Origin of the sequence: Microbacterium sp. 1.5R, from assembly GCF_007667425.1 — a bacterium.
GTDB lineage: Bacteria > Actinomycetota > Actinomycetes > Actinomycetales > Microbacteriaceae > Microbacterium.
The window spans coordinates 639,076-651,369 of record NZ_VDRC01000001.1 but is presented as its reverse complement, the minus strand read 5'-3'; the positions used below and the strand labels follow the sequence as shown (position 1 = coordinate 651,369).

Sequence of the window (12,294 nt, the reverse complement as noted above, 5' to 3'; positions counted from 1 at the left end):
ATGAGTTCTTCTTCCTCCGTCGTCGTGGGCGCCGCCCCGCTCACGATCGCCGACGTCGTCGCCGTCGCCCGGCACGATGCGCCCGTCGTCCTCGCCCCGGAAGCCCTTGATCGAGTGACGCAGACCAGGGCGGTGGTCGACGGACTCGCCGCCGATCCGCACCCGCACTACGGGGTGTCGACGGGTTTCGGCGCCCTGGCGACGACGTTCATCGCCGCCGACCGTCGTCGTCAGCTGCAGGCGAGCCTCATCCGATCGCACGCCGCGGGCACCGGAGCCGAGGTCGAGCGCGAGGTCGTGCGGGGGCTGCAGCTCCTGCGGCTGCAGACGCTGGCGTCCGGTCGCACCGGAGTCCGTCCCGTGGTCGTCGAGACCTACGCCGCCCTGCTCAATGCAGGGATCGCCCCGATCGTCCGGGAGTACGGTTCGCTCGGCTGTTCCGGCGATCTCGCGCCGCTCGCGCACATCGCCCTCGCCGGAATGGGCGAGGGCGACGTACGGGTTCATGGCGGCGACATCGTCTCCGCGGCCGATGCGCTCACAGTCTCCGGGATCACGCCCCTCGAGCTCGTCGAGAAGGAGGGCCTTGCGCTCATCAACGGCACCGACGGGATGCTGGCGATGCTGTCGCTCGCGCTGCACGACCTCTCGCAGTTGATGCTGACGGCCGACATCGCCGCGGCCATGTCGATCGAGTCGCAGCTGGGCACGGACGCCGTATTCGCCGCGGATCTCATGATGCTGCGGCCGCAGTTCGGGCAGACTGAGTCCGCCCGCAATCTCCGCTCGTTCCTCGGCGCCTCGCCCCTCGTGCACAGCCACAAGGGGCCGGAGGACGGCCGGGTGCAGGACGCGTACTCGCTCCGCTGCTCGCCGCAGGTGCACGGCGCCGCCCGCGACACCATGGCGCACGCCATGCTGATCGCTGATCGTGAGCTGATGAGCGTGATCGACAACCCCGTGATCACCGTCGACGGCCGGATCGAGTCGAACGGCAATTTCCACGGGGCGCCGGTCGCAGCCGTCCTCGACTTCCTCGCGATCTCGGTGGCTGACGTCGCGTCGGTCTCCGAGCGGCGCACGGACCGCGCGTTGGACCCCGCCCGCAGCCATGGGCTCCCGCCGTTCCTCGCCCATGAGGTCGGCGTCGACTCCGGGCTCATGATCGCGCAGTACGCGGCCGCGGGCATCGTCTCCGAACTGAAGCGGCTCGCCGCCCCGGCATCCGTCGACTCCATTCCCTCTTCGGTCATGCAGGAGGACCACGTCTCGATGGGATGGGCGGCCGCGCGCAAGCTGCGCCGGGCGATCGACGGGCTCGGCCGCGTGCTGGCCATCGAGATCCTCACCGGGGCGCGGGCCCTCGACCTCCGGGCGCCGCTCCAGGCCGGGCCGGCCACGGGCGCGGTGCGCGACCTCGTGCGCACGGTCGCCGCAGGCCCCGGACCCGACCACTACCTCTCGCCCGACATGGAGGCCGTGACCGCGCTGGTGCAGTCCGGCGCCGTGGCCCGCCTCGCACAGGAGCACGCACATGACTGACACGACCGCCCCGATGGACACGACCGCCCCGACCGGCACGACGACTCCGCCCACGCGTCCCACCACCGACGCCACGCGCACGATCCGTGCGCCGCGCGGCAACCAGCGCACCGCCAAGACCTGGGGCGCCGAGGCCGCGAAGCGGATGCTGATGAACAACCTCGATCCCGAGGTCGCCGAGCACCCTGAAGACCTCGTCGTCTACGGCGGGACGGGCCGCGCTGCCCGCAGCTGGGAAGCGTACGACGCGATCGTGCGGACGCTCGACGAGCTCGAGCCCGACGAGACGCTGCTCGTTCAGTCGGGCAAGCCGGTCGGCGTGTTCCGCACGCACGAGTGGGCGCCCCGCGTGCTCATCGCCAACTCGAACCTGGTGGGCGACTGGGCGAACTGGCCCGAGTTCCGCCGGCTTGAGGAACTCGGCCTCATCATGTACGGCCAGATGACGGCCGGCTCATGGATCTACATCGGGACGCAGGGGATCCTGCAGGGGACGTACGAGACGTTCTCTGCGGTCGCCCGTTCCCTCGGGCGGGACTCGCTCAAGGGCACGCTGACCCTCACCGGCGGTGCGGGCGGCATGGGCGGCGCGCAGCCGCTCGCCGTCACGCTCAACGAGGGCGTCGTGCTGATCGTCGATGTCGACGAGTCGCGTCTCGCGCGCCGAGTCGACCACGGCTACCTCGACGAGTACACGACCGATCTCGATGACGCCGTGGCCCGAGTCGTCGCCGCGAAGGATGCCGGCCGGGCGCTGTCGGTGGGCGTCGTGGGCAACGCGGCCGAGGTCTTCCCCGAACTCCACCGTCGCGGGGTGCCGATCGACATCGTCACCGATCAGACCAGCGCGCACGATCCGCTCGCGTATCTTCCGGTCGGGGTGGCCGTGGCGGACTGGAAGGCGGAGGTCGAGCGCGACCCGGCCGGGTTCACCCACCGGGCCAGGGCCTCGATGGCCGCCCACGTCGCGGCGATGGTCGCGTTCCAGGATGCCGGCGCGGCGGTCTTCGACTACGGCAACTCGATCCGCGCGGAGGCGCAGCTCGGCAGCTTCGCCCGTGCGTTCGAGTTCCCGGGGTTCGTGCCGGCGTACATCCGTCCGCAGTTTGAGGAGGGCCGGGGGCCGTTCCGCTGGGCCGCGCTCTCGGGAGATCCCGAGGACATCCGCAAGACCGACCGGGCCGTCGCCGAGCTGTTCCCCGAGGACGCCGCGCTGCACCGCTGGCTCGACAAGGCCGGCTCGACCGTGCACTTCGAGGGACTGCCCGCCCGCATCTGCTGGCTGGGCTACAAGGAGCGGCACCTCGCCGGGCTGAAATTCAACGAGATGGTGGCCTCTGGCGAGCTGTCGGCGCCCATCGTCATCGGTCGCGACCACCTCGATTCGGGATCGGTGGCCTCGCCGTACCGCGAGACCGAAGGCATGAAGGACGGCTCGGACGCGATCGCCGACTGGCCGCTGCTCAACGCCCTGCTGAACACGGCGTCCGGGGCCTCCTGGGTGTCGCTGCACCACGGCGGCGGAGTCGGCATCGGCCGTTCCATCCACGCCGGTCAGGTCACCGTCGCCGACGGGTCGGCGCTCGCGGCGGAGAAGCTCGAGCGCGTGCTGACGAACGACCCGGGCACCGGGGTCATGCGGCACGTCGACGCGGGGTACGAGCACGCGCGTGACGTCGCGAGGGAACGCGGCCTGAAGGTGCCGATGCTGTGAGCACCACGCTCATCACCGGCATCGGGGAGCTGACGACCAACGTCGATCCCGGCTCAGATGACCCGTGCGGCACCGTCCTCGATGCGGCCGTGCTGATCGAGGGTGAACGCATCGCGTGGGTCGGCCCGGCCGCAGACGCTCCCCGGGCAGATGACGTCATCGACGCCGCGGGGCGAGCGATGATCCCCGGTTTCGTCGACAGTCACAGCCACCTCGTGTTCGGCGGCGACCGCTCGGCGGAGTTCGAGGCGCGCATGGCAGGGCAGAGGTATGCCGCGGGCGGCATCCGTTCGACCGTGGCTGCGACGAGGTCGGCGTCGGATGCGGAGCTGCGCGCGCGACTGCGGGGGTTCGTCGACGAGATGCTCGCCCAGGGAACGACCACCGTCGAGATCAAGAGCGGGTATGGCCTCACCGTGGCGGACGAGGAGCGCGCGGTGCGCCTGGCGGCCGAGGTCACCTCGGAGGTCACCTTCCTCGGTGCACACGTCGTGCCCGCCGAGTACGCGGAGAACGCCGACGACTACGTCGACCTCGTGTGCGGGCCCATGCTCGCCGCGTGTGCGCCGCACGCGCGCTGGATAGACGTCTTCTGCGAGACGGGGGCCTTCACGGTCGCGCAGTCCCGCCGCATCCTCGACGCAGGCGTCGCTCGGGGGCTGCGCCCTCGCCTGCATGCGAGTCAGCTCGGGCCGGGAGAAGGAGTGCGCCTCGCCGTCGAACTCGGGGCCGCGTCGGTGGATCACGGCACCTACCTGACGGATGCCGACGTCGCCGCGCTCGCGGCATCGGACACCGTCCTGACGCTGCTGCCCGGCGTCGAGTTCTCGACGCGCCAGCCCTATCCCGACGCGCGACGGCTGATCGACGCCGGTGTGACCGTCGCGATCGCCTGCGACACGAACCCGGGCTCCAGCTTTACCTCGTCGATGCCGTTCTGCATCGCGATCGCGGTGCGCGACATGGGTCTGACTCCCGGCGAAGCCGTGCATGCGGCGACGGCCGGGGGAGCGCGCGCACTGCGCCGGGACGACATCGGGATCATCGCGCCTGGCGCTCGCGCCGACCTCGTGCTCCTGCGCGCTCCGAGTCGCGTCCACCTCGCCTACCGCCCGGGCGTGCCGCTTGTGCAGCGGGTCTGGAAGGACGGGGCCGCGGTCCGCTGACGGCATCCGCTCCCGTCGCAGTCCGTGCCGTCGGTCGGCGCGGGAAGCGTCACGAACTGCGACCGGAAGCCGGAAGCCGGGAGCCGGATGCCGGATCGGGATTCGTCCGCGGGACTCCGGGAAGACCTCAGCGCGCGGCGAGCCCGGCGAGGAGCTCGAGGACGCACAGGGCGGCGAGCCGCACCGTGCGCGCGTCGTCGGCGTCGGCGGTCGCATCGACCTCGGCGAGATCCGCGCTCACGACGCGACTGTCGGCGGCGACGGCCCTCGTCAGTGCGCGCAGCTCCCAGGCGGCGAGCCCACCGGGGACGCTCGCCGGGCATCCAGGGGCGACGGAGCGGTCGCAGACATCCACGTCGATGTCGAGGTGCACCCGGGCCGCACTGCCAGCTCCGGCGACCTCCAGAGCCTCGGCCACGACGTCGGCTGCGCCGCGCCGCCGGACCTCGTCGAGCGTGATCACGCGGATGCCCCAGTCCGCGGCCCGGCGGGCGTAGGCCGCGGAGTTCGCGAAGTCGGCCAGCCCGATCTGGACGATTCTCGTCGGATCGATGCGACTCGTGGCGACCGTCGCGCTCGCCGGGGTGTCTTCGACCAGGCGTCGCACCGGCGTGCCGTTCGAGACGCCGTCGCGCAGGTCGAAGTGGGCGTCGAACGTGATGAGGCCGGTCGCGGAGGCGCCGAGGGCGACGGGGTAGGTGAGCGAGTTGTCGCCGCCGAGGGCGATCACGAGTCGCGCCGCCTCGGCGAGCTCCCGCACGCGGGCGATGGTCTCCGCCTCCCCGTCGTCGCCGTCGGGCTCGGCGATGTCTCCGGCATCCGTGATGCGCAGCACCTCGTCGAGATCGACGACCGGCGGTCCGAGCACGGTCGTGCCGTAGCGGGGCAGGGCGTCGCGGATCGCGGCGGGCGTCGCGTGCGCACCGGTCGGCGAGAGCGAGGTGCGCCAGGTGGGGACGCCGAGCAGCACGGCATCCGCTTCTCCGTCCGCGGCGGGCCAGGAGCCGGCCCTGGGCCAGAGGGGGTCGTGCGAGAGGGCCATGGCTTCTCCTTCTCAGGCGCCGGGGATGAGGGCGTGCGCGATGGCGAAGATCGCGAGACCCGCGAGGGCGCCGACGACTGTGCCGTTGAGGCGGATGTACTGCAGATCGCGCCCCACCATCAGCTCGATCTTCTCGGTCGTCTCGGCGGGGTCCCAGCGCTCGACGGTGTCGGTGATGATCGACGCGATGTCGTGCCGGTAGCGGTCGACGAGGAACACGGCGGCATCGGATACCCACGTGTCGACGCGTCGCTGCAGAGCCGCATCCGTCGACAGCCTCTCGCCCACCTCCTGCAGCGCCTGCACCGCCCGACGGCGTAGGCCGCTGTCGGGGTCGGCGAGCGCGGAGAGCAGGCCGTTCTTCGCCGTGTTCCACGCCTCGGCGGCGAGTGCCCCGACGCGCGGACTGTCGAACAGGGACGCCTTGGCGTTCTCGAGCTTCTCGCGCGTCGCCGGGTCGTTCTGCAGATTGTCGGCGAGGCGAGCCAGATAGCCGTCGATCGCGATGCGGGCCGGGTGCTTCGGATCGTCGCGCATGGCGTCGACGAACTTGACCGCCTCGTTGTAGGCCGTGTCGTCGACGAAGCGGTGGGCGAGCTTCGGCACCCACCCTGGCAGGCGCCGCGAGATGAGTCCCGAGAACGACGCGGCGTTCGCCTCGAGCCAGCGGCCGACCGTGTCGACCGCGAGGTCGACAGCGCCGTGGTGGGCGTCGGCCTCGACGATCTTCTCGAGCCAGGCGCCAGCGGGCGGACCCCATTCCGGGGAGACGAGGTGCTCGCGCGCGAGATCGGTGATCAGGTCGCGCACGTCATCGTCGCTCAGAGCGTTCAGCACGGCGGTGGCGATCGTGGCGCCCTCGGCGCCGACGCGCTCGGCGTGCGCGGGCTCGCGCAGCCATTCGCCTGCCCGCTGCGAGATCGCCGTCGTCGACAGCTTCGCGCGCACCACCGATCCCTCGAGGAAGTTCGTCTCCACGAACTCGCCGAGCGTGCGGCCGATCTCGTCCTTGCGGCTCGGGATGATCGCGGTGTGCGGGATGGGGAGTCCGAGCGGACGACGGAAGAGCGCCGTCACGGCGAACCAGTCCGCGAGAGCTCCGACCATGCCGCCCTCGGCCGCCGCGCGCACGTACCCGAGCCACGGCTGGCGCTCCTGCAGCCAGAAGGCGATCACGAACAGCACGGCCATGAAGATCAGGGCGCCGAGCGCGACGGCCTTCATCCGACGCAGCGCGGAGCGTCGTTCCTGGTCGGCGGGAGAGAGCAGCGCCATCGGAGTTCGCGGCATGACGTCATCCTTTCACGGGGCGGGCGTGGCAGCCGCCGGGGCGCGTACGCTCGAAGCGTGATCGAAGACATCAAGAAGCGCGCCCTGCACCGCACCAGCATCCTGGAGGGTCAGATGCGCGGCGTCGCGCGGATGATCGAGAACGAGGACTACTGCATGGACATCATCACGCAGTCCAGGGCGATCCAGCGGTCACTGGAATCGCTCAACCGCCTCCTGCTGGAGAACCATCTGCGTACGCATGTGACGCAGATGTTCGAGGAGGGTGGCGACGAGCGCGACAAGGCCGTCGACGAACTGTTGAAGGCGTTCGACTTCAGCAGCAAGTGACGGCCCCGGCGCCCTCCCCGGCTCAGCGCGTGCCGTCGAACACCTCGCCCTCCATGGCGTCGTAGCCCTCTGCCTGGGGGTCGCCGTGCGAGCCGCCGGACAGTGCGTACTCCTCTTCGGGGGAGAGCACGAGCCGATGCCGGAAGAACAGCCCGAAGCCCACCAGGATCACGACGTAGACGATCGCGATGGCGATGATCGCGGGGCCGAAGGTGGGGTTGAGGAGGAATCCGAGGAAGATCAGCGCGGCGATCACCAGCGCGATCGCGGCACCGGGCACGCCCCACGGACTGCGGTACGGGCGCTCGACGTTCGGGAACTTCCGCCGCAGGATCATGAACGAGATCAGCTGCAGCGCGTAAGCGACCACCGCGCCCCAGACCGCGATGTTGAGGACGATCGCACCCGCCACGGTTCCCGCGCCCTCGGCGTCGAGCGCCGCGAGCACATCGAGCACGATGAGGGCGATGAACCCGATCGCCGCGCCGACGACGAGGGCGACCCACGGGGTCTGCCGCTTGCCGGTGAGGGAGAGGAAACGGGGGTAGTACCCGGCGCGGGAGAGCGAGTACATGTTGCGTCCGTAGGCGAACATGATGCCCTGGAGCGAGGCGAGCAGACCGATCAGCGCGAACAGGGCGAGCACGGCGGCGAGCTGGTCGCCCACGATGGCTCGGAACCCGTCGAGCAGGGGCTCGCCGGCGGTGCCGGTCGCCTCGGCGCCGATCACCCCCGTGTTCAGGAACAGTACGAGCAGTCCGGTGACGATGAGGGTGCCGCGGGCCCAGAACCCGGCCTTCGGGATGTCGCGGGTCGGGTTGTGCGATTCCTCGGCGGCGAGCGGGAGCTCTTCGATGCCGAGGAAGAACCACATCGCGAAGGGCAGGGCGAAGAGGATCGGCAGGACGCCGTGCGGGAGGAAGGTCGACTGGCCTTCGTCGGGAACGATGTCCCACAGCGCGTCCCAGCTGAACGCGCCCGAGAACAGCGCCATCGCCGAGAACACGAGGATGATGCCGATCGAGATCACCGAGACGACGATCGCGAAGCGGAACGAGATCGCGGCACCCGCCGAGTTCAGTGCGATGAAGACCACATAGAGGATGAGATACCAGACCCACCCGGGCAGCTCGAGACCGAGGAGTTCGCTCGTGATGCCGTTCGCGTACGAGGCCGAGAAGTAGACGATCACCGCCGTCGTCGCGACGTACTCGATCGTCTCTGCGGCGCCGGTGACGAGACCGCCCCAGGGGCCCATGGCGGACCGTGCGAACGAGTAGGCCCCGCCGGTGTGCGGCATGGCGGCCGCCATCTCGCCGATCGCGAAGATCATGCCGTAGTACATGATCACGAGGATCGCGAAGGCGATCAGCATCCCGCCGAATCCGGCGAAGTCGATGCCGAAGTTCCACCCCGAGAAGTCGCCCGAGATCACGGCGGCGACCGCGAGACCCCAGAGCCCCCAGACCCCGGCGGATCTCTTGAGGGTCCGCTTCTCGAAGTAGTCGCTCCCCGCCCGGGTATACGTCGCCCCGGCGACCTTGCGGGACTCACTGCTCTGACCAGACATCCGCTCTCCGCTCGCTCGCGTGCAGGCACCGGGTGAGCGCCTTGCGGATGATTGTGACAGTCAATGGTGGTTTCGTCTACCTTTAAACGACGAGGTCATCTACTCTGAGGGCGAAGCCGATCGGCCGATCGCTTCACCGCAGGAGAACGGAGCGTGGGATGTCGGGCAATCTGAGCATCGACCAGCTGGACGCCGGCATCGCCGCCGGCGAGATCGACACGGTGATCGTCGCCTTCGCGGATGCGCAGGGCAGGCTCGTCGGCAAGCGCGTGTCGGCACGGCTGTTCCAGGAGGACATCCTGCACCACGGCGCTGAGGCCTGCGACTACCTGCTCTCGGTCGACGTCGACATGAACACGGTCGACGGCTACGCGATGTCCGGCTGGGACCGCGGCTACGGTGACATGGTGCTGCGCCCCGATGCCGAGACGCTGCGGCGCATCCCGTGGCTCGAGGGCACGGCTCTCGTGATGGCCGACCTGGTCTGGCAGAACGGCGAGCCGGTCGGCCCGTCGCCGCGTGCGATCCTCGACCGGCAGCGCGACCGCCTCGCCGAGCGCGGCTGGACCGCCTACTCGGGCACCGAGCTCGAGTTCATCGTGTTCGAGAACACCTACCGCGACGCCTGGGCGCGCAAGTACGAGGGGCTCACTCCGGCGACCGACTACAACGTCGATTACAACCTGCTCGCCTCGACGCGCATGGAGCCGTTGCTGCGCGACATCCGCAACAGCATGGACGGCGCGGGCATGTACTGCGAGGGAGTGAAGGGCGAGTGCAACTTCGGGCAGCAGGAGATCGCCTTCCGCTACGCCGAGGTGCGCGAGACCGCCGACCAGCACGCGATCTACAAGAACGGGGCGAAGGAGATCGCCGGCAACCACGGCCAGGCCATCACGTTCATGGCCAAGTTCAACGAGCGCGAGGGCAACAGCTGCCACATCCATCTGTCTCTGCGCGACAAGGAGGGTGCCCCGGTCATGGCCGGCGACGGCGAGCACGGCTTCAGCCCCGTGATGGAGCACTGGATCGCCGGCATCCTCGCGACGCTTCGCGAGTTCACGCTGCTCTACGCACCGAACATCAATTCGTACAAGCGGTTCGCGAAGGGCAGCTTCGCGCCCACCGGGGTCGCCTGGGGCATCGACAACCGCACCTGCGCGCTGCGCGTCGTGGGGCAGGGCTCGGCGCTGCGGGTCGAGAACCGTGTGCCCGGCGGCGACGTGAACCCGTACCTCGGCATCTCGGCGATCATCGCCGGCGGGCTGTACGGCATCGAGAACGAGCTGCCCCTGCCCGACCGCTTCACGGGCAACGCGTACGAGGATGCCGTCGACCACTTGCCGACGACGCTGCGCGAGGCCGCGCAACTGTTCCGCGAATCGACCATCGCGCGGCAGGCCTTCGGCGACGACGTCGTCGAGCACTACCTGAATCAGGCGCGCATCGAGCTCGAAGCGTACGACGCGGCCGTCACCGACTGGGAGCGCATCCGTGGCTTCGAACGACTCTGACCCGGCACCGCTCATCGGCGTCACGACCTACCTCGAACGCGCGCAGCAGGGGGTGTGGGACGTCAGGGCCGCATTCCTCCCCGAGCAGTACCTCACGGGCGTGACCGAGTCCGGCGGCATCGCGCTGCTCCTCCCGCCGCAGGATCCGGATGCCGCGGATGCGGCGATCGCCGGGATGGACGGCCTCGTCCTCTCCGGTGGAGCGGACGTGGCTCCGGAGCTGTACGGCGAGGAACGGCATCCGCTCACCGACCCCGCACGGGTCGACCGCGATGCGTGGGAGCTGGCTCTGTTCCAGGCGGCGGAGCGGCGCCGCCTCCCCGTGCTCGCGATCTGTCGAGGGCTGCAGCTCGTGAACGTCGCGCGCGGCGGAACCCTGCAGCAGCATCTGCCCGAGTCGCTGGGCACCGAGAAGTACCGCATCGGCGGCGGGGTGTACGCCGAGAACGACGTCGAGGTGGCGGACGGCACACCCTTCGCCGACATCATCCGCGAGAGCGACATGACGGTGCACAGCTATCACCACCAGGGGATCGACCGACTCGGCGAAGGTCTCGTGGCCGCCGCCCACTCCGACGACGGCCTCGTGCAGGCGTTCGTCGACACCGACGGCGGCCATGTGGTCGGCGTCCAGTGGCACCCGGAGGAGAACGCCGAGGACCGGCGCCTCTTCGCCGACCTCGTCTCGCAGGCGCGTGCGTTCGCGGCGCGCAGGAAGGAGAGCGCCCGATGAGCGCCTTCACCGTGATCGACCCCTCGACCGGCACCGCCATCCGCGAGGTGGCTCGCGCGGACGTGGGGGAGACGGATGCCGCGATCGCCCGCGCCGTCGCCGCGCAGCGACGCTGGGCGGCGCTCGCCCCCGTGGCGCGCGCCGACGCCCTCCGTGCGTTCGCCAGGACTATCGAGGGCGCGGCCGAGGAGCTCGCCCAGCTCGAGGTGCGCAACTCCGGCCACCCGATCGGATCCGCCCGGTGGGAGGCCGCGCACGTCGCGCAGGTGCTCAACTACTACTCCGCCGATCCCGAGCGCCTGTCCGGCAGGCAGATCCCCGTCGCCGGCGGACTCGACGTCACCTTCCACGACCCGTACGGCGTGGTCGGCGTGATCGTCCCGTGGAACTTCCCGATGACGATCGCCGCCTGGGCGTTCGCCCCTGCGCTCGCCGCAGGCAACGCGGTCGTGCTGAAGCCCGCCGAGCTGACCCCGCTGACCGCGATCCGTCTCGGTGAGCTCGCGCTCGAGGCGGGCCTTCCCGAAGGGCTCTTCGAGGTCGTCACGGGTTCGGGGTCGGTCGTCGGGCAGCGCCTCGTCGAGCATCCGGACGTCCGCAAGGTCGTGTTCACCGGATCGACCGAGGTGGGCATCGAGGTCGCCGCCGGGTGCGCCAGGGCGCTCAAGCCCGTGACCCTGGAGCTCGGCGGCAAGAGCGCCAACATCGTGTTCGACGACGCCGACCTCGAGAAGGCGGCCGCCGCGGTGCCCGGCTCGGTGTTCGACAACGCCGGGCAGGACTGCTGCGCGCGCAGCCGGCTGCTCGTGCAGCGCTCGGTGTACGACCGGTTCCTGGAACTGCTCGAACCGGCGGTCGCCGCCTGGCGGGTGGGCGATCCGTCGAGCGCCGAGACCGACATGGGGCCGCTCATCTCCGCCGGTCACCGCGACACGGTCGCGTCGTTCCTCGACGGGGCGGACATCGCCTTCCGCGGCAGCGCGCCGCAGGGCGACGGGTTCTGGTTCGCGCCGGCCGTCGTGCTCGCCGACCCCGGCGACCGGATCGCCCAGCAGGAGGTCTTCGGCCCGGTCGTCGCCGTGATGCCGTTCGATGACGAGGCCGACGCGATCCGCCTCGCGAACGACACGGTCTACGGGCTCGCCGGCTCGCTGTGGACGCAGAACCTCGGGCGCGCGGTTCGTGTCTCGCGCGGCGTGCAGAGCGGCGTGCTGTCGGTGAACTCGCACTCGTCCGTGCGCTACGCCACTCCCTTCGGGGGGATGAAGGCCTCGGGTCTCGGTCGCGAGCTCGGACCCGACGCCGCGGAGCACTTCACCGAGACGAAGAACGTCTTCTTCGCGACCGACGACTGACCGACGACGACCGACCACGGCATCCGCCCCCGATCCAC

Annotated in this window: 10 protein-coding genes; 7 read left to right on the top strand and 3 right to left on the bottom strand. The window is 70.4% G+C overall.

The features are described 5' to 3' along the window. From hutH to hutI, 3 genes are read left to right on the top strand one after another with little or no spacing between them, the layout of a single operon-like run. Complete coding sequence (gene hutH / locus FSY98_RS03190; protein WP_144873915.1) at positions 1–1,542, top strand: histidine ammonia-lyase; 1,542 nt, start codon at positions 1–3, stop codon at positions 1,540–1,542. Positions 1,543–1,555: 13 nt separating this feature from the next. After that, the gene (hutU, locus tag FSY98_RS03185) at positions 1,556–3,256 is read left to right on the top strand and encodes a urocanate hydratase (protein ID WP_144876585.1); all 1,701 of its coding nucleotides are present in this window, start codon (positions 1,556–1,558) and stop codon (positions 3,254–3,256) included. Then, a complete protein-coding gene (gene hutI / locus FSY98_RS03180; protein ID WP_144873913.1) occupies positions 3,253–4,422 on the top strand; it encodes an imidazolonepropionase in 1,170 nt (389 codons plus the stop codon). The genes hutU and hutI overlap by 4 nt, the downstream gene beginning before the upstream one ends. 127 nt (positions 4,423–4,549) lie before the next feature. Here the strand turns inward: hutI and FSY98_RS03175 are convergent, their stop codons facing one another. Together FSY98_RS03175 and FSY98_RS03170 are read right to left on the bottom strand one after the other, a co-directional pair. Then, entirely contained in the window at positions 4,550–5,464 is a 915-nt protein-coding gene (locus tag FSY98_RS03175; protein ID WP_144873911.1) for an arginase family protein, read from the bottom strand. A gap of 12 nt (positions 5,465–5,476) precedes the next feature. Beyond that, a complete protein-coding gene (locus tag FSY98_RS03170; RefSeq protein ID WP_144873909.1) occupies positions 5,477–6,754 on the bottom strand; it encodes a DUF445 domain-containing protein in 1,278 nt (425 codons plus the stop codon). A 57-nt stretch (positions 6,755–6,811) separates the two neighbouring features. Here FSY98_RS03170 and FSY98_RS03165 point away from each other — a divergent pair, with 57 nt between their 5' ends. After that, a complete protein-coding gene (locus FSY98_RS03165; RefSeq protein WP_144873907.1) occupies positions 6,812–7,084 on the top strand; it encodes a metal-sensitive transcriptional regulator in 273 nt (90 codons plus the stop codon). A gap of 22 nt (positions 7,085–7,106) precedes the next feature. Here FSY98_RS03165 and FSY98_RS03160 read toward each other — a convergent pair whose 3' ends face one another. Beyond that, positions 7,107–8,654, bottom strand: coding sequence for an amino acid permease (locus FSY98_RS03160; RefSeq protein ID WP_144873905.1), 1,548 nt, complete (start codon positions 8,652–8,654; stop codon positions 7,107–7,109). A 158-nt stretch (positions 8,655–8,812) separates the two neighbouring features. Between FSY98_RS03160 and FSY98_RS03155 the strand changes: the two genes are divergently transcribed. The 3 genes from FSY98_RS03155 to FSY98_RS03145 are packed head-to-tail and all read left to right on the top strand — an operon-like array spanning position 8,813 to position 12,256. Then, the gene (locus tag FSY98_RS03155; RefSeq protein WP_144873903.1) at positions 8,813–10,168 is read left to right on the top strand and encodes a glutamine synthetase family protein; all 1,356 of its coding nucleotides are present in this window, start codon (positions 8,813–8,815) and stop codon (positions 10,166–10,168) included. After that, entirely contained in the window at positions 10,149–10,901 is a 753-nt protein-coding gene (locus tag FSY98_RS03150; RefSeq protein WP_144873901.1) for a gamma-glutamyl-gamma-aminobutyrate hydrolase family protein, read from the top strand. The genes FSY98_RS03155 and FSY98_RS03150 overlap by 20 nt, the downstream gene beginning before the upstream one ends. Further along, positions 10,898–12,256 carry an aldehyde dehydrogenase gene (locus tag FSY98_RS03145; protein ID WP_144873899.1) on the top strand — a complete coding sequence of 453 codons (1,359 nt, stop codon included), beginning with the start codon at positions 10,898–10,900 and terminating at the stop codon, positions 12,254–12,256. Before FSY98_RS03150 ends, FSY98_RS03145 begins: the two co-directional genes overlap by 4 nt. Positions 12,257–12,294: the final 38 nt, after the last annotated feature.